At 66.2% G+C, this 16,243-nt stretch carries 17 protein-coding genes; 5 read left to right on the forward strand and 12 right to left on the reverse strand.

Going from position 1 to position 16,243, the window contains the following annotated elements:
• Window positions 1-277: 277 nt before the first annotated feature.
• Complete coding sequence (locus ACFE72_RS22990) at window positions 278-1,537, reverse strand: phage major capsid protein (RefSeq protein WP_375415432.1); 1,260 nt, start codon at window positions 1,535-1,537, stop codon at window positions 278-280.
• 178 nt (window positions 1,538-1,715) lie between these two features.
• On the opposite strand from ACFE72_RS22990, the gene ACFE72_RS22995 reads away from it, so the two are divergent.
• The gene (locus tag ACFE72_RS22995) at window positions 1,716-2,111 is read left to right on the forward strand and encodes a hypothetical protein (protein WP_375415433.1); all 396 of its coding nucleotides are present in this window, start codon (window positions 1,716-1,718) and stop codon (window positions 2,109-2,111) included.
• A 49-nt stretch (window positions 2,112-2,160) separates the two neighbouring features.
• On the opposite strand, the gene ACFE72_RS23000 is transcribed toward ACFE72_RS22995, so the two are convergent.
• From ACFE72_RS23000 to ACFE72_RS23010, 3 genes are all read right to left on the reverse strand, one after another.
• Window positions 2,161-2,793 (reverse strand): HK97 family phage prohead protease, encoded by a 633-nt coding sequence (locus tag ACFE72_RS23000; RefSeq protein ID WP_375415434.1) that lies wholly within the window; start codon window positions 2,791-2,793, stop codon window positions 2,161-2,163.
• 157 nt (window positions 2,794-2,950) lie between these two features.
• Window positions 2,951-3,133, reverse strand: coding sequence for a hypothetical protein (locus ACFE72_RS23005; protein ID WP_375415435.1), 183 nt, complete (start codon window positions 3,131-3,133; stop codon window positions 2,951-2,953).
• 13 nt (window positions 3,134-3,146) lie between these two features.
• A complete protein-coding gene (locus ACFE72_RS23010; RefSeq protein WP_375415436.1) occupies window positions 3,147-3,347 on the reverse strand; it encodes a hypothetical protein in 201 nt (66 codons plus the stop codon).
• 226 nt (window positions 3,348-3,573) lie between these two features.
• On the opposite strand from ACFE72_RS23010, the gene ACFE72_RS23015 reads away from it, so the two are divergent.
• Window positions 3,574-4,194 carry an Isoquinoline 1-oxidoreductase subunit gene (locus ACFE72_RS23015; RefSeq protein WP_375415437.1) on the forward strand — a complete coding sequence of 207 codons (621 nt, stop codon included), beginning with the start codon at window positions 3,574-3,576 and terminating at the stop codon, window positions 4,192-4,194.
• 199 nt (window positions 4,195-4,393) lie between these two features.
• On the opposite strand, the gene ACFE72_RS23020 is transcribed toward ACFE72_RS23015, so the two are convergent.
• The 5 genes from ACFE72_RS23020 to ACFE72_RS23040 form a co-directional block, all read right to left on the reverse strand.
• On the reverse strand, window positions 4,394-5,566 hold the full coding sequence (locus tag ACFE72_RS23020; RefSeq protein WP_375415438.1) for a phage portal protein: 1,173 nt from the start codon (window positions 5,564-5,566) through the stop codon (window positions 4,394-4,396).
• Window positions 5,567-5,794: 228 nt separating this feature from the next.
• Entirely contained in the window at window positions 5,795-7,069 is a 1,275-nt protein-coding gene (locus ACFE72_RS23025; protein WP_375415447.1) for a DNA-packaging protein, read from the reverse strand.
• The gene (locus ACFE72_RS23030; protein ID WP_375415439.1) at window positions 7,059-7,718 is read right to left on the reverse strand and encodes a hypothetical protein; all 660 of its coding nucleotides are present in this window, start codon (window positions 7,716-7,718) and stop codon (window positions 7,059-7,061) included. Before ACFE72_RS23030 ends, ACFE72_RS23025 begins: the two co-directional genes overlap by 11 nt.
• A 65-nt stretch (window positions 7,719-7,783) precedes the next feature.
• Entirely contained in the window at window positions 7,784-7,936 is a 153-nt protein-coding gene (locus ACFE72_RS23035; protein ID WP_375415440.1) for a hypothetical protein, read from the reverse strand.
• Between the two features lie 351 nt (window positions 7,937-8,287).
• Entirely contained in the window at window positions 8,288-8,452 is a 165-nt protein-coding gene (locus ACFE72_RS23040) for a Flp family type IVb pilin (RefSeq protein ID WP_375415441.1), read from the reverse strand.
• A gap of 191 nt (window positions 8,453-8,643) precedes the next feature.
• Between ACFE72_RS23040 and ACFE72_RS23045 the strand changes: the two genes are divergently transcribed.
• A complete protein-coding gene (locus tag ACFE72_RS23045) occupies window positions 8,644-10,329 on the forward strand; it encodes a thiamine pyrophosphate-requiring protein (protein ID WP_375415448.1) in 1,686 nt (561 codons plus the stop codon).
• Between the two features lie 252 nt (window positions 10,330-10,581).
• On the opposite strand, the gene ACFE72_RS23050 is transcribed toward ACFE72_RS23045, so the two are convergent.
• Window positions 10,582-11,988 (reverse strand): S8 family serine peptidase, encoded by a 1,407-nt coding sequence (locus ACFE72_RS23050; protein ID WP_375415442.1) that lies wholly within the window; start codon window positions 11,986-11,988, stop codon window positions 10,582-10,584.
• 146 nt (window positions 11,989-12,134) lie between these two features.
• Here ACFE72_RS23050 and ACFE72_RS23055 point away from each other — a divergent pair, with 146 nt between their 5' ends.
• Both ACFE72_RS23055 and ACFE72_RS23060 read left to right on the forward strand, forming a co-directional pair.
• Window positions 12,135-13,919, forward strand: a complete 1,785-nt coding sequence (locus tag ACFE72_RS23055; RefSeq protein WP_375415443.1) for an adenylate/guanylate cyclase domain-containing protein — start codon at window positions 12,135-12,137, stop codon at window positions 13,917-13,919.
• A 39-nt stretch (window positions 13,920-13,958) separates the two neighbouring features.
• Window positions 13,959-14,927 (forward strand): hypothetical protein, encoded by a 969-nt coding sequence (locus ACFE72_RS23060; RefSeq protein ID WP_375415444.1) that lies wholly within the window; start codon window positions 13,959-13,961, stop codon window positions 14,925-14,927.
• A 23-nt stretch (window positions 14,928-14,950) separates the two neighbouring features.
• On the opposite strand, the gene ACFE72_RS23065 is transcribed toward ACFE72_RS23060, so the two are convergent.
• A complete protein-coding gene (locus ACFE72_RS23065) occupies window positions 14,951-15,172 on the reverse strand; it encodes a hypothetical protein (protein ID WP_375415445.1) in 222 nt (73 codons plus the stop codon).
• Between the two features lie 71 nt (window positions 15,173-15,243).
• The gene (locus tag ACFE72_RS23070) at window positions 15,244-15,855 is read right to left on the reverse strand and encodes a peptidase S14 (protein ID WP_375415446.1); all 612 of its coding nucleotides are present in this window, start codon (window positions 15,853-15,855) and stop codon (window positions 15,244-15,246) included.
• Window positions 15,856-16,243: the final 388 nt, after the last annotated feature.

The raw sequence follows: 16,243 nt of genomic DNA on the forward strand, positions 1-16,243 counted from the left end.
GCAACCGCAACGCCGGTGGTGACGGGTCCCCGCCTTCGCGGGGACGACACAGGTGTGCGTCGCGGCGCGCTTAATCCGGAAAAATTACACTTCCGGAGCAGCCTGTTATCGCATGGGGATGCACATTTTCGGCGTCATCCCCGCGCAGGCGGGGACCCATACGCCGTGTCGTTTCGATCCAGAAGAAGCGTTGCGACGCTGGTCGAGCAACCGCAACGCCGGTGGTGACGGGTCCCCGCCTTCGCGGGGACGACACAGGTGGGCGTTGCGGCGCCCTCTAGCTCACCGCGAACTTCAGCAGCTTGATCGCGTCAAAATCCTGCACGCCGCCGCCGACACGCTTGGTGGTGTAGAACAGGATGTAGGGTTTTGCCGTGAACGGATCGCGGATCACGCGCACGCCGGCGCGGTCGACGATCAGATAGCCGCGGCGGAAATCGCCGAAGGCGATCGAGAGCGAGTTGGCGGCGACGTCGGGCATGTCCTCGGTGTCGGCGAGCGGAAAGCCGATCAGGCTCGACTTGCCGGTGGCCGCCGCCGGCGGCTGCCACAGATAGTTGCCGGTGGAATCCTTGAACTTGCGCACCGTGCTCTGGGTCTTGCGGTTCATCACGAAGGTGGCGTTCTGCCGGTAGCCCGCGCGCAAGGCGTAGATCAGATCCACCAGCACGTCGGACGGGTTCGACGCCGGGAAGGCGCCGGCGACGCCGGTTGCGATGTAGCCGATACTGCCCCAGGCCCAGGACGCGTTCGCCACCGTGGTCGCCGCCAGAAATCCCTTCGGCTTGTTGACGCCGTCGCCGGAGACGAACGCAATGCCCTCCTGCTCGGCGAACACCTGATCGACCTCGCCGGCCAGCCACTGGTCGAGATTGACGGAGGAATCCTCCAGCAGCGTCGCGGTCGCCGCCGGCATGGCGTAGAGCTCCATCGCCGGAAACGACAGCGCATCCAGCACGGCGGAGGCGGTCTGGGTGCGCGGATCGGTTTCGCCGACCCATCCGGTCGCCGGCCCCGTGGTCATGAACGGCTTCTTGTACACCGAAGACGAGATCGTGCGGACGGAAGCCAGGCTGCGGATCGGCGAGATGTTGGCGAGGCGCTGGCTGATCTCGGTCTCGAGTTCGACCGGCACCAGATAGCCGCCGTCCGGATTGGAGGCGATCGACATCGCCTTCGTCTCCAGCGCGCGCAGCCCCGCCGCCTCGCCGCTGCGCACGTAATCGTCGAAGGCGGATTTGTGCTCGCGCGCGCTCGCATCCTGCGCCGCGCGGCGGCCTTCCAGCGCCGGCCGCGCGCCCTTCAGCGAGATGGCGTCGAGCTGTTGCTGATGCTGGTTGAGCGACGCATCGATGCGCGCCAGCTTCTCGTCGTTCAAGACGTCGCCCTTGCGCTGCTCGATCGCCTTGAGGCGATGGTCGTTCTCCGATTTGAATTCCTCGAAGGTGCGCATCATCGCGTCGTAAACCTCCTGCGCCTCGCCGCCGGCGATGCCGGCCTTGGTTTCCGGCGTGCGGTCGTGAATCTCGAAGTCCATGCTGTGCTCCTGGCTTGAAGGATGTGGGTGGGTGGTGGGGTGAAAAAGGCCTGCTGCCGTTCCATCGCCGGCAGCGGTACGAACCCGCCGTTCCGGCGCAATGCGGCGGCGTCCGGGGGATGAGAAGGAACCCCGCCTGCGCCGGCTCGTTATCGAAGTCCTTGGGAGCGACCGGCCGATGTCCTGCAGATCAACATTTCTCGCGATCGCCATGCTCGGCGCGCTGCTCGCGCCGCTGCCATGTTCCGCGCAGGATGCCGGCGTCAGCGGCATTCCGCCGGGACCGGGCAGCGTCGGCGGGCTCAACAATTCCGGCACCGATCCCAGCGGCCGCCGCAATGCGCCTCAAGCGCCGCCGCCGCCCAGCATGACCGTGCCAGCGGTGCCGTCGGCGCCGGCGGCTTCAGGCGGCATCTCCCAGCGCGCGGCGCCGGTGGTCCGGATCCAGCGCCGCAGCGCTGCGGCCTTGCGCCGCGACGCGCGCCGCAATTCGAACCATGCCGCGCGCCGCGGCCGCGAACGGCTGCTGGACCGCAAGCTCGATCGGACGCTGAACATCTGCAGGGGCTGCTGACGCAGCGGCACATGGTGCCGGCGCGGCGGAATAGGCTTGCTGTTTCGCGCTACGGACCGCGGCCTGCGCCACGCACGGCGCTCAGCGCCGCCTTGCGTCCGGCACGTTCGCGTAGAGACGCCGCCGGCGGCGCGCGCGGCGTGCGCGGCGAGCCGATGTCCTCCCCATCCAGCACGCGTCGCCATTCCGCCTCTGCGGCCGCGCGCAAGCGCGACGGTTTCGGCAGCTCCTTCACCGCGCTGATCCGCGCGCCGTTGAGCAGCGGGAACGTCACGATGGAGATTTCCCACAGGTCGACCTGGTAGAGCTTGCGCACCCGGCTTTTCGGATCGATCTGGCCGCGCACGGTGCGGTAGCCGATCGAGAGCCCGTCGACCGCGCCGGCGCGCAGCAGCGATAACAGCTCGCGCGCCCGCGTCACGTCGGGGATCAGCCGGCCGCGCGCGTGCAATCCGCGCCAGTCCTCGGCCAGCTCGAGCCAGATGCCTACGGGTTCTGCGGGATCGTGCTGGAACAGCATCGGTATCTTGCGCAGGCCGCGCTGCTTCAGCGTCTGCGTGAAGGCGCCGGGCATCACCATGTCGCGGGCCTGGTCGACCTCGCCGAACAGGCTGGCATAGCCCTCGATCGCGCCGTCAGGGTGAAGCGCAAGACGGGACGCGGAAAGCAACGGCGCGTGCATGGCAGAGCCTCGCGGGTTGGTGTTTTGTTGGCGTCGCCCCGCCAACGGGTCCGGCTATCGCCGGCCCGATGACAGGGACGAAGAGACGTCATTGCGAGGCGAAGCGACCAAGCAATCCGGTATGCATTGACCGCTCCGGATTGCTTCGCGTTGCTTGCTAGCCCCGCTGCCGCGCCGGCTTGCGGCGCGTCCCGGATTTGTCGCGCGGCGGTTTCGGCGGCGCCATGCGCTGCAGTTGATCGAGCTGGGCCAGAAATTCGCGGAACACGGTGAGATGATCTTCCTTGGCCGATTTGGTTTCGGCCTGAAGCGCCGATAGCGTGGCGTGCAGATCGTCCATGGCGATACTCCTTTCAGTGGCGAGGTTTGGCGCGGCGATGAGCGCGCCGGTTGAAGCGCGCGAGTTCGCGCACGAAATCGTCGAAGCGGCGCGAAGCCGCGCTGAGTTCGCGCAGGCACAGCGTCAGCGCCCCGCTCGCCGCCACCGCCCACAACAGCAGCGCCAGATGCGCAAGATCGCCGCGCTCGCCGAAGATGCGGATCAGGTCGGACATGGATGCTCTCGCGTGTCCCGGACGCGGTGCAGCGCGTAGCACTTCGCGAAGCGGTGCACCGCAGAGCCGGGATCCCGGTTTCAAGGCCAGCGTTGTCGGAAGATACCGGGGTCCCGGGTCTGCGAAGCATCACGCCGCAAAGAAGCGGCGTGATGCATCGCGCCCGGGAAACGGGAACAAATGGCGGGTGCGGCGCTTAGCTTCTCGATTTGCAGGGAGGCAGGCGATGGCAAGGCGATTATCGGGCTTGATCCTGGGCACCGGCTGCATGGCGATGGCGCTGTCGGCGGCGCTGGCGCAGACCCCGCCCGCGCCGCCGCTCAAGCCCCCGTCCGAATTCCAGTCGATCGCCGACAAGGCCGAGCGTTCGCGCGCGATCTTTACCGAGGTCGGCCGTGTGCTGACGCATCCGCGCTGCATGAACTGCCATCCCGCCGGCGACCATCCGCTGCAGGGCGCCGATCATCACGAGCATCGGCCGGCGGTATGGCGCAACGACACCGGGCATTTCGGCACGCCGTGCGGCGAATGCCACACCGAGAAGAATGTCACGCTGCACGAGGCCGCGGGCTACAAGAGCATTCCCGGCCATCCACGCTGGGGCGTGGCGCCGCTGGAAATGGCCTGGGAAGGCAAAACCCTCGGCGACATCTGCCGCCAGCTCAAGGACACCGCACGCAACGGCGGCCGCGACCTCGCGCTATTGCAGGAGCACGTCGCCAAGGACGACCTGGTGGCCTGGGGCTGGTCCCCCGGCGACGGCCGCGAACCCGCCCCGGGCACGCAGGAAGCCGCGGGAGAACTGGTGCAGGCATGGATTGACTCCGGCGCGGAGTGCCCGCGGTAGCCGCCCCACCCGCGAGGAAGCTAAGCCGAGAAAGCTGAACAGCGTCTCTTTCTGCGCACTCACTCTCGTCGTCGTCCCCGCGAAGGCGGGGACCCATACGCCGTGTCGTTCAAGTGAGGGATGGCATTGCAACGCCTACGCACGACCGCAACCGCCACGGGTTATGGGTCCCCGCCTTCGCGGGGACGATGACGCAGACTCACCCCCACCGGTCCCCGCCTTCGACCGGGCCGTACCCCACCGCTTCGCGCTTCTCGTTCAGCGTCAGGAACGGCGCTTTGCTGACGCGGTCCCACAGTGCGGCGCGGTCGGCGGCGAGCGCGTCGATGCGGTCGGTGTCGATGACCACGCGGATGGCCTCGCCGAATTGCGGGCTCAGCCATTGCGCGATCGCGCTTCCGACGCGCTGCGCCAGCGGCAGCACGGTCTGGCGGAAGAACACGCGGTTGGCCTCGGCGTAATTGGCGAAGGTGTTGTCGCCGGGAATGCCGAGCAGCATCGGCGGCACGCCGAAGGCGAGCGCGATTTCGCGCGCCGCGGTGTGCTTGGCTTCGAGGAAATCCATGTCCTGCGGCGTCAGCGACATCGCCTTCCAGTCCAGTCCGCCTTCCAGCAGCATCGGACGGCCGGCGTTGGCAGTGCCGGTATAGGTGTCGTCGAGCTCGCGCTTGAGGCGGTCGAACTGCTGGGCCGACAGCACATTGTTGTCGGCGGAAAACACCAGCGCGCCGGAGGGCCGCGCGGCGTTGTCGAGCAGCGCCTTGTTCCAGCGCGCCGCGGCGTTGTGGGTGTCGACCGCCACCGCCGCGGCCTCGATCGGCGCCAGGCCATAATGGTCGTCGAGCGGATGGAAGAACGTCAGATGCAGGATCGGCGGCACCTGGGAGCCGAGCTGATCGAAGCGCACGCTGCGGCCGCCGACCGCGTAATCATACGCCTCGGCCCAGCCGTCGGCGCCCGGCACCACCTTCATGCGGTCGGGGCGCAGCGCGTAGAGTTCGCGCACGGCGTCGCCCAGCGCCACCGCCTCGACATAGGCGTTGCCGGCCAGCAGCAGATGCGCAACCAGCATCTCGAAGAAGGCGCCGCCGTCCTGGCGCGGGTTCGGCCGGTTCAGCAACTGCGCCAGCGGATGGGCCTCGCGTTCGGCGGCGCCCTCGAACACCAGGAATTGGCAGGCTGCCGCGTTTTCCGAAATCAACCGAACCGAGCGATGCACGATGGCGTTGGCCAGATAGCCTTCGCGCGCAAGGCCGCCGTAATCGCGCGGCGTCCACCGCGCCCGTCCGCCGCTCTCGAACGCGAGGAGACGGGCGGTGCGCGAGGATTTTGTCTCGGGCGGCGCGAGCAGATCGCGAAGGCGGTTGAACATGGCATGTCCTAAAAGTTGATAAGCGAGCTGTTGCTCGCGCGCGCCGCTGGCGCTTAGGCTCAGCGTTTCCCGGGCGCGGCGCAGCGGCATCGCCGCAGGCGATGCTGATGCACCGCAGACCCGGGACCCCGGTTTGCCTGTGGCGGCATCGCTAAAGAAAACCAGGGTCCCGATCTGCGAAACAGCGCCGAAGAAGCGCTGCATCGCGCCCCCCAGGGCACGGCCCCCTCACAGCGCCCGTATTCTCGGCCCGCTGCGGGGCTGGAATACCAGCGATGCGATTGCCCATACCAACGCGTCCAGCCGGTCCGGCGATTTGCCGCTCGACAGGCCGCTGACGCCGAAATCGCACATTTCGTCTTCCAGCGCGGCGAACGATCCTGCGTGCTTGACCCGGCCCTGCTCGTACAGCGTCGCGACGGGTTCGGCGCGCATCCATTTTCCGCGCGACGCATGAACCTTGGTCACCGGCACGGCGGGATCGACCTCGTTGATGACGGTGCGCGCCATGTCGCCGCCCTGGTTGACTTCCACCACCAGCACGTCCGCCCGCAGCCGGTGCCACAGCGCGATCGCCTTCATCGCCCAGTCGCTCGGCGTGACGCCGGATACGGTGTCGTCGGCGATCACGTAGCAGATGCCGGCCTCGGTGACGCCCGCAGCGACGATGCCGCAGGACGCGGCGCGCTTGCCGGAGGACGCCGGCGGATCGACCGCGACCACGATGCGCTGCAAGGCCGGCGCCGCGCTCACCCGGCACGCCTCCAGGAGCGCGCGCGACCACAGCGCATCCGGCCGGTCCTCGATGATCTCGCCGTCGAGCTCCTGCCGGCCCAGGCGCGTGCCCTGGTAGCGGCCCATCACCGTCTGCAAAAATGTCGGCGCGAGGTTGTGGGCGTTGGCGCGCGTCGCCGCGCGCGTCACCACGCTGCTGGGATCGGCGATCAGCCGCTTCAACAGCGCGGTCGGCCGCGGTGTGGTGGTGATCAGTTGCCGCGGCTGCGCGCCGAGCCGCAAGCCGAACTGCAGCATGTCGAAGGCGGCCTCGGCATAGCGCCACTTCGCCATCTCGTCGGACCACGCGCAGCAGAATTGCGGCCCGCGCAAGCTCTGGGGATCCTCCGCGGAAAACACCTGCGCGACCTGGCCGTCGCTCCATTCCAGCCGTTTTCGCGACGGCAGCCAGGTCGGGCGCTCGTGCCAAGCGTGCACGCTAAGCAATCCCGAAACGCCTTCGATCATCACCTCGCGCACGTCGTGTTCGGTTTCGCCGACCAGCGCGATGCGCGCGGCTTTTTCGACCGCGAAGGGCGGCAGGCCGAGCGCCTGCGCGCGAACCCATTCGGCGCCGGCGCGGGTCTTGCCGGCGCCGCGGCCGCCGATCATCAGCCAGGTCAGCCAGGGATTTCCATTGGCCGCAAGATCGGGCGGGCGCTGATGGCGGTGCGAAAAAATCGTCCAGTTGGCGGCGATCTCGTCGATGTCGCCGTCTTCAGCGTTCATCAGGATGTACAGCTTTTGCTTCAGCGACAAGTCGATCCAGTCGTCGCGCGAGTTCCAGTCGAAATTCAGGGGTGTTTCGAGATCTGGCGTTATCATCGGCGGGTTTCAGCCTGTCCTCTTCGGCGCGCAGCCGGCGTACCTCGGTGAGCGTGCGCGCCAGCGAGGCCAGCGTCCGCGCGCGGCGTTCGGCCTCGGTGCGCTGGGTCCGGTTGACGTGGCTGCCGCCGACGATCAGCTCGATCTGCGACAATTCACGCTCGACGGCGCGGGTCACGCGCTCGACCAGGGCGGCACCGGCACCCGGCGGCGGATCGGCCGCACGCTGTACCGCGGTGCGACGACCGCGCACCTGCCGCTTGTCGATCGCGGCACGGGCGACGTCGTCGTCAGGATCGACCGCGACCGGCTCGGCGCCGACGATCCGATTGGTGGCGGCCTTTGTCCGTTGCCGGGCTTCGACCGCGGCCCGGCGCCTTTCTTCCGCCTCGCGTTTGATGGCCTGCGCGGATTTTTTCACGACCCGCGCTTTTTTCGCGGCGCGCGACGCCGCGTTTTTCCGCGGCGGCCTGCCGGCCACCGCCGTTTTCGCGCGCACACGCGTGCCGCCCGCCGACTTTACCGCCGGCGTGGCTGCACGTGTCATTGGCATTGGGCAGACGTCTCAATAAGCGTCAATCCGGATGCGCCGGTTTGCGCGATTCGGTTTACGCCGCCTCAGGTGCGGAAAAACACGAACCAGACCACGCCGAGGATCAGCACGGCGAGCCCGAGGCTTACCATCAACAGCGCGAGCACGGACGGACCGGCCTCCGCGCCGCGCGCTTCCGTCGTGGTTTCGACGATCGGACGCTCTTGCTTGGTTGCCATGGCACCCTCGATTCCCGCGTGTGATGAATGCCTTACGGCCTCAGTCAAAGCAACGCGCGATGGCGGATGATGTTCCGGGGCTGGCGGCGATCAGCGGGCTTGCCGCTCGTTATCGCCTTCGGGACAAGGCGCTTTGCCTCGAAACCCACTTCTGCAGCATGTCCGTACTCTACGCCGGCAGCGTTACGCTGTCAATATACTCCTAGGACTTTTTTTTAAAAAACTGCGCAAAGTCCCAGACCCGCCCATGCCGTTGCGCAGTGATCACGGTCGCCGGCGCTTCGTCCAGGAAGGCAAAACGGCGTCAGCCGCATCCGCGCGGGTTCGCGACGGTGGGCGGGCGCCGCGCGGCTATTTCAGCGACGAATTGACCGCGGTGAATTTGGTGCCGAGCTGCGGGCCGATGCCCTGCACGATGGCGATGATCGCAAAGGCGATGCCGCAGGCGATCAGGCAGTATTCGATCGCGGTGGCGCCTTCCTCGTCGCGCAGGAACGTCGCAATCTGCTGCCGCACCCAGGCCTCCCCGTCGCAGGCGGACGGACGGATCCGCGCCAATGCGCAGCGAGGTTAAGCAGCATTGGTTGCCAGGAGGTTGAGCGACAGGCTGAACAATCGATTAAGAGCGGCGTGGAATCGTGGGCGCGGCGCGGGCCGCATCGCCCGCGCCGTCGGCGGCGGAGAAAGCTTTACGCCTCGCTTGATTCCTGTTCCACTCCCCGCCAACACGGCACAACAAAAAAAGGGGGGCAACCGGCATGAAGCTCGGCGCGGCGATCGCGGAAATCATGAAGCGCGAGGGGATCGAGATCCTCTGCGGCTATCCGGTCAACCACCTGATCGAATTCGCAGCCAGCGCCGACATCCGCCCGGTGATGGTGCGGCAGGAACGCATCGGCGTGCACATGGCGGATGCGATCTCGCGGCTGTCCTCCGGCCGCAGCCTCGGCGCGTTCTGCATGCAGCACGGTCCCGGTGCGGAGAACGCCATGGGCGGCGTCGCGCAATGCTACGGCGAATCCGTGCCGGTGCTGGTGCTGCCGATGGGATACGCCCGGCGTCTCGCCAACATCGAGCCGAATTTCAATTCCAGCCGCGCGATGCGCGCCTTCGCAAAGTCCGCCGAGCCGATCACGCTGGCCGGCGAGGTCTGCAACATTTTCCGCCGCGCCTTTACCCAACTGAAGAACGGCCGCGGCGGCCCGGTGATCGTGGAAATCCCCGCCGACATGTGGAACGAGGAAGTGCCGGAGCCGCTGGCCTACACGCCGGTGCTGCGCACCCGCAGCGGCGCCGATCCGGCGGATGTGAAAGCGGCCGCCGCGCTGCTGGCCGGGGCAGGACGGCCGGTGATCTACGCCGGCCAGGGCGTGCATTACGCCCGCGCCTGGCCGCAGTTGAAGCGGCTCGCCGAGCGGCTCGCCATTCCGGTCTGCACCAGCCTCGGCGGCAAGTCGTCGTTTCCGGAGACGCATCCGCTGTCGCTCGGCTCCGGCGGCGTCGCGATGCCGCGCGCGGTGCCGAAATTCCTCGGCGAGGCTGACGTGATTTTCGGCATCGGCTGCTCGTTCACCGAAACCTCGTTCGCCGTCGCCATGCCGAAGGGCAAGACCATCCTGCATTCGACGCTGGACCCCGCGCATCTGAACAAGGACGTCGAGGCCAGGGTCGGATTGCTCGGCGATGCCGCGCTGGTGCTCGACGCCCTGCTCGATGAAATCGACAGAACCGTTCCGGCAGACCGCGACGCAAGCGCGGTCGCCGCCGAGATCGCGGCGTCGCACCGCGACTGGCTCGCCAAATGGATGCCGAAGCTGACGCATGACGACGCGCCGCTCAATCCCTATCGCGTGCTGTGGGATCTGCAGCACACGGTCGACATGTCGAACACCATCATCACCCACGACGCCGGCAGTCCGCGCGACCAGCTCTCGCCGTTCTGGAAATCGGTCGAGCCCCTGTCCTACATCGGCTGGGGCAAGACCACGCAGCTCGGCTACGGCCTGGGGCTCGCGATGGGCGCCAAGCTGGCAAGACCGGACCGGCTCTGCATCAACGTCTGGGGCGACGCCGCGATCGGTTTCACCGGCATGGATTTCGAGACCGCGGTGCGCGAGCGGATTCCGATCCTGTCGATCCTGCTCAACAATTTCTCCATGGCGATCGAATTGAAAGTGATGCCGATCTCCACCGACAAATATCGCGCCACCGACATTTCCGGCGACTACGCCGCCATGGCCCGCGCCTTCGGCGGTTACGGCGAACGCATCACCAGGCCCGAGGATATCGTGCCGGCGATCCGGCGCGGCATCGCCAAGACAGAGGAAGGCGTGCCGGCGCTGCTGGAGTTCATCACCTCCAAGGAAACCGAAATTTCGCGCCCCGGCACGTGAGCCGCCGTCCTCGGGTCCTTACGCGGGCCTGACCCGCGTGTCGATCGATCTTCGCGAGAGTCTTGCGAAGGGATGGATTGCCGGGTCAGGCCCTGCAACGACGGCGAGATGTGTGCATCCAGTAGGGTCAGGCCCGGCAATGACGATGGAGATGGTGCGCGCGGAGATGTGCATACGCGGAAGATGCATGCACGCGGCGGGGCGCTGCCGGATGCACACATCGACGCGGGTGGGCGAAGTGGCGTTATCGCCTCACGGAAACTGCATCATCAACTGGTCGAAGGCGGCGTTGGCATCGAGGACGCCGTGTCCGAGCCGGTGGCGCAGGCCGGGGTTCGATCCAAGGCCGGGCGGTTTTCTCGCCGACTGGTTCAGCACGTGCTTGAGCTGATGCGGCGACACCCTGGCCGAATCCCATCGGCTGCGCAACGCCGCGACCACGCCGGCGGCGAGGCCGCAGGCCGCCGACGTTCCGGTGTTGATGCTGAAGGCATCGCCGTCCTCGCGGAACTGGCTGGTGGCGCAGAGGTCCGGCTTGTTCGGCCCGAGCGCGAGCTGGCCGGGTCCCTGCGACGAATAGCCGAGCCACATGCTGTCGGCCCGGATCGCGCCGACGGTCAGCACCTGCGCCAGCGAGTTGGCGCCCCAGATGCTGTATCCCGGTCCCTGGTCTTCCTCGCCGCAGCGCATATCCGGACAGAACTGGCCGCAATTGCCGGCGGCGAATACCACGTCGTTGTCGTCGGCCACCACCTGGCCGATAAGCCGGTTGAAACAGTTATGGGGATTGGTGGTGTACCCGCCCAGGGGGACTTCCGACGAGCGATCGTAAATCCCCCAGGGGTTCACAAAAATCCACGGTCCCGGATACTTGCCGCGCTTCCAGTGCCAGACGTCGGTCAGCGCCACGCTGTAGGCGGCGTAGGCGAGGCTGAGAAAATTGGTGATGTTCGAAATTCTCGGCGGCGCCAGCGGCAGATCGAACAGCAGGGCGTCGGGCGCCACCTCGAGGATGTTGTGGGCCATCATCATGCCGTGGGGACGCCGGATCGATCCCGGCTGCTGCTGCGGCGCGCCCGGCACTGCGGCACCGACCTTCCAGCCGCCTCCATAGCTGCTTCCCAGCTCGCGCTTGTCGAGTCCTTGATCGACAATGACGACGTTGACGCCCTTACCGGTGGTGTTGGGCCGGGTTCGCAGCGCGTCCGCGCGGATCAGACGCTGAGCCGCCGAGCGGTCGGAAAACATCGGATCGGCCGCATCCCCGACACACCAGTGATCGGATGAGGCGAACGGGATGTCCGGACTGCCGCCGACGAAAACCTCCGGCTTCTCGAGCGCGGCCTTGATGATGTCGTCGACCACCTGGGCGGGGGAAAGCCTGGCGTTGCCGGTGACGTTAAGCGACACCACCAGCTCGTGCGGCTGCCGCGGCTTCAACGGCCGCTCGGAGTCCGGTTCGGAGACGAGGTGGACCAGGGCGGAAGGCCGGGACGCGATGGTGAAGGGCACGTCGTCGACCAGCTCCGGTCCGTAGATCTGCAGGGCGATGTAGCGTGCAGCCCAGCGGTCGGCCGTGGCGGAATCTTCAAAATACGAATGCTCCAACCCGTTCGGGTTCTTCAGCACGACAAAATACCTGATCGGGTTCTGCGTCATGATTGTCGCCCCCATAAATCCATAACCCCGGCAGAACCGTCATGGATCGGCCGGCCAAACGAGCAATCGAAACCTTGCAATTAGCCGGAGCATAATAGACAAATCGGGCCGGGGACAAACAATAGTTGTGCGGGGTGCAAGAGTAGATGCCCAGTTGCCCATCCAACGGCGATCACGCCGCCCGCATGGATCGTCGGCTTGCGGCAATCGCTTTCATCGACATTGTCGGCTACTCGATCCTGATGGGCCGCGACGAGACGCGGACCCATCAGCGCTGGATGAGCATTCTCGATCAGATCGTACGTCCCGAAGCGGCCCGGCACCGCGGCAAGGTGGTGAAGTCGACCGGCGACGGCGTGCTGGCGGAATTTCCAAGTGCGTTCGATGCGGTGCGGTGGGCGCTCGCCGTGCAGTCCGGCATGGAAGCCGAGCGCGCCGCCGATTCGTCGCTGCCGATCGCGCTGCGGATCGCCGTGCATGTCGGCGACATCATCACCACCGAGTTCGACGTGTTCGGCGACGGCGTCAACCTGGCGGCGCGGCTGCAGGAGCACGCACCGGCGGGCGGCGTCGTCCTCTCCAGCGCCGTTCATGATTTGGTCCGCGGCAGTCTTGGCCGGACCGCGCGCGACCTCGGCGCCCTGGAACTGAAGAATTTCGAGAATCCGATCAGGGCGTTTGCCCTGGACGCCGTGGAGCAGGCGGTTTCGGAGCCCCAGCAGCGCCCGGCGGGCAAACTGCCGTCGATTGCGGTGCTGCCGCTGGAAAACATCGGCGGCGACCCGGCCGACGATTATTTTTGTGATGGATGTGTGGAGGATATCACACTCTCTTTATCGGGGTTGCGCGAACTTATGGTGATTTCGCGCGCTTCAACTCTCGCCTATCGAGGACGTCTGCCTGATCCGCGCGAGGTCGGACGGATGTTCGGGGTCCGCTACGTGCTCAGCGGCAGCCTGCGAAGGTCCGAGCGGTCGGTGCGGGTATCGGTGGAGCTTTGCGACACAGACACGGGCGCCACGCTGTGGGGCGAGAAGTCGGAAGTACTGCCGGGAGAGTTGTTCGATGTGCAGGATCGGATTGTGGGGAAGATCGTCGCCGGCATCGCGCCCAATGTGCGCGCCGCGGAGCTGCGCACGGCCATGAGGAAGAAACCGGAGAATTTCAGCGCCTACGACCACACGCTCCGCGCGCTGCACATCATCAACACCCTGGAAAAAGATTCCTTCATGCAGGCCCGCGGCTATCTGCAAAAGGCGATGGAGGAAGACCCCGAATTCGCCATGCCGGTAGCCTGGACCGCGCGGTGGTACAGCCTGTATCTCGGCCAGGGCTGGTCGACCGACCCGACCGGGGATCGCGCAAAGGCTTTGGAGTTTGCGGCAAAGGCAATCGAGCAGGATCCGCAGAATGCGCTGGCGCTGGCGACTTACGGGCACCTGCAGTCTTTCCTGTTCCATGACTATGACAGCGCTCTGGTTTACTTTGACCGGGCGCTGACGGCGTCGCCGAACCACTCGCTGGCCTGGTTCCTGTCCAGTCCGACCCTGAGCTATATCGGGCGTGGCGAGCAGGCCATCAAGCACGCCGACCAGGCGATGCGGCTGTCGCCGTTGGACCGTAATCTTTTTACCTATTACAGCAGTTTGAACCTGGCCCATTATTCCCTCGGCTCTTACGAGGAGGCGGTTAAATGGGGGAAACTGTGCTTCAGCGAAAACCCGCAATACACCGCCAATCTGCGGTATCTCGCCGCGGCGCTGACCGCGCTCGACCGGCTTGACGAAGCGCGCGAGGTCGCGGCGACGATACGGCAGCGCGAACCGCTGTTTCGGCTGAGCACGTTCGAACGCACCCTGCAGCCGTTTCGCGATCCGGAAATCAGTTCAAGGTACATGCAGCATTTGCGGACATCCGGCCTGCCTGATTAGTACGGCGTTCGAGGCAGGGCGTAACGAGGGGAGGATTTCATGAGCGGAATTGGATCGGCGGACATGGACATGGATATGGACATGGACATGTCCACGGGCACGGTGGTCGTCGGCGGCAGCGGCGCCTATGTGCGTCCGATCGGAGTTTCGCCGGCGCTGGCGACCGTGCCCGACGCCAATGGCATCATGGAGGACTGGTTTCACGGCTACAAATGGCCGCCGGCGGATTTTGAGCTGCAATGGCGCAATGCTCATCCGACCACCTTTCCGCGCAAATATTGGGACGCCAAGCTGGTCGCGGTCTCCGTTCTCGGCGAATTCGTGCTGGTGAAGACCGCCGCCGGACAGCCGGCATGGACCCAGTTCAAGACGTTGCTCGACGCTCTGCTGCCGACGGCCCAGGCGGCGATCAACGCCGAACTCGACGAACTGGTCAAACTCATCGAATACCGTCCCGGCGTGATGTCGGAGGCGATGGCGCAACGGACCAATCCCTGGGCGTATTTCCGCGGCATCCTGATGTGCAGTTCGGCGTCGGCGCCCGCCACCCACACGCTGGTCGAAATCGCCTCGCACATCGGGCAATTCCAGGTCATGCACTACAAGATGCTCTACAACCGGCCGCGGCCGTCGCAATATTCGCCGGATCTGCTGCCGCCGATCGACGTCCCCGGCCACGCCTCGTATCCGAGCGGCCATGCGACCGAATCGCTGCTGATCGCGCTTTGTCTGGAACAGGTGATGCCGGCCGCGGCGAGCACGCCGACGCTGCTGGTGGGAGGACCGGCGCCGGACAACCCGCCGCCGCCCAATCCCGGAAAGTCGCCGCTGCAGCAGATGGCGAGCCGGATCGCCCGCAACCGCGAAGTGCTCGGGTTGCACTTTCCATCGGACAGCAAGGCGGGCCGGCTGCTGGCGCAGCAGAGCTTCGACATCCTGATGCAGTGCCCCTCCCTCAGCGATCCCACCAACGGCCTTATCGCCAGGGCCAAGGCGGAGTGGGCATAGCGCCTGCGAGACCCGGCGAGCCGTTACGGCTTGAAGAACGCGGGATCGTTGAGCGCCTTGATCATGGTGTCGACCATGTCGGCGGCGCCGTGGTCTTCGCGCTGTTCCAGCAATTCCCACATCTTGCGCAGATTGGCGCGCATCGGCGCCTTCAGCGACGGGTCGCGCTCGATCAGGGTCCGCGCGATGCAGAAGGCGATGGCTTCAGAACCCATCCGGATCTGCTCGCTGCTGGGTTTGCTCATGGCCGGCTCCTTCGAGTTGATCGCAACATGACCACACTATGAAGCGCGCGCTGGCGAACGGCGCAAGCCGGTCACAGCACCGCTTCGATCAGCCCGAGCTGCCGGGCCTCCTCCGCCTCGAGGTACCAGTTCGAGGGCGCCCGCTTCAGCACCTCCTCGATGGTGACCGACGAGCCGAGCACGAGATTCTGGAACCCCTCGTTCTGGATCGCGATCGAGCATTCGATCTCATTGAGGGTCGCCTGCACCGTGGCGAGGCACGTCGTCAGCGGACCGTCGATCACCAGATTCTTGGCCAGCTTGCGCTCATGGATCATCAGCCGGGTGCCGCGCGCCAGATAGCGGTTCTGGCGCGCGAAGAAGCTCATGAAGGTGGTGCCCGCCGAATAGATCGCGGCCTTGCCGAGAAACACGAAGCGCCGCGCCTGCTCCATTTCGGACGCAAAGCGCACGTCCTCCCCCATCATCCGCGCCACTTCCGGATCGCCGCCCAGCGTCGACAGCTCGATCACAACAAGCTCCTGATCGGACGCCTTGTCGAACTGCTTGCGGAATTTTTCGTACATCTCGTAGTCGACCACGCCGGACAGCGCGATCAACGGCGATTTGAACGCGCAGGCGGGAAGGGTCCGGGGTGTCGGAGGAGCCGGAACAGCGGAAACGGGGGAAACCTGGGTCGGCATCAATGTCGCTCGCGAAAATGAGGGCGGAATGTGCCGCCGTGCAGCGACGCTGGGAATATGCAGGAGCCGTGCCGATGGTTCCAATGCGAAGCAGCATTGCCAGGCAGCGCCTCAACGTCATGGCCGGGCTTGTCCCTACTGGATTCACACATCCCGTCATACGCGGGCTTGACCCGCGTATCCATCCATCTTCGGAAGAGTCGTTTCGAAGGGGATGGATTGCCGGGACAAGCCCGGCAATGACGACCTCCCCGTGTCCCGGGCGATGCGGCATTCTTCATGCCGCTTCGCAGAACCGGGACCCCGGTTCCTTGCAGCCGCAACAACCGAAACCCTCGGTTTCTTCGCGTCGCAAGCAACCGGGACCCCGGCTCTGCAGCGCACCGCT

Source organism: uncultured Bradyrhizobium sp. (assembly GCF_964252615.1).
In the GTDB taxonomy this organism is placed as follows: Bacteria; Pseudomonadota; Alphaproteobacteria; order Rhizobiales; family Xanthobacteraceae; genus Bradyrhizobium.

Coding starts and splice junctions, on each gene's coding strand:
- ACFE72_RS23010 (WP_375415436.1), bottom strand. CDS start 3,347: ATGTCCGACCTGATCCGCATCTTCGGCGAGCGCGGCGATCTTGCGCAT.
- ACFE72_RS23025 (WP_375415447.1), bottom strand. CDS start 7,069: ATGAACGCTGAAGACGGCGACATCGACGAGATCGCCGCCAACTGGACG.
- ACFE72_RS23030 (WP_375415439.1), bottom strand. CDS start 7,718: ATGCCAATGACACGTGCAGCCACGCCGGCGGTAAAGTCGGCGGGCGGC.
- ACFE72_RS22995 (WP_375415433.1), top strand. CDS start 1,716: ATGTCCTGCAGATCAACATTTCTCGCGATCGCCATGCTCGGCGCGCTG.
- ACFE72_RS23015 (WP_375415437.1), top strand. CDS start 3,574: ATGGCAAGGCGATTATCGGGCTTGATCCTGGGCACCGGCTGCATGGCG.
- ACFE72_RS23055 (WP_375415443.1), top strand. CDS start 12,135: ATGCCCAGTTGCCCATCCAACGGCGATCACGCCGCCCGCATGGATCGT.
- ACFE72_RS23050 (WP_375415442.1), bottom strand. CDS start 11,988: ATGACGCAGAACCCGATCAGGTATTTTGTCGTGCTGAAGAACCCGAAC.
- ACFE72_RS23035 (WP_375415440.1), bottom strand. CDS start 7,936: ATGGCAACCAAGCAAGAGCGTCCGATCGTCGAAACCACGACGGAAGCG.
- ACFE72_RS23060 (WP_375415444.1), top strand. CDS start 13,959: ATGAGCGGAATTGGATCGGCGGACATGGACATGGATATGGACATGGAC.
- ACFE72_RS23070 (WP_375415446.1), bottom strand. CDS start 15,855: ATGCCGACCCAGGTTTCCCCCGTTTCCGCTGTTCCGGCTCCTCCGACA.
- ACFE72_RS23020 (WP_375415438.1), bottom strand. CDS start 5,566: ATGTTCAACCGCCTTCGCGATCTGCTCGCGCCGCCCGAGACAAAATCC.
- ACFE72_RS22990 (WP_375415432.1), bottom strand. CDS start 1,537: ATGGACTTCGAGATTCACGACCGCACGCCGGAAACCAAGGCCGGCATC.
- ACFE72_RS23065 (WP_375415445.1), bottom strand. CDS start 15,172: ATGAGCAAACCCAGCAGCGAGCAGATCCGGATGGGTTCTGAAGCCATC.
- ACFE72_RS23000 (WP_375415434.1), bottom strand. CDS start 2,793: ATGCACGCGCCGTTGCTTTCCGCGTCCCGTCTTGCGCTTCACCCTGAC.
- ACFE72_RS23005 (WP_375415435.1), bottom strand. CDS start 3,133: ATGGACGATCTGCACGCCACGCTATCGGCGCTTCAGGCCGAAACCAAA.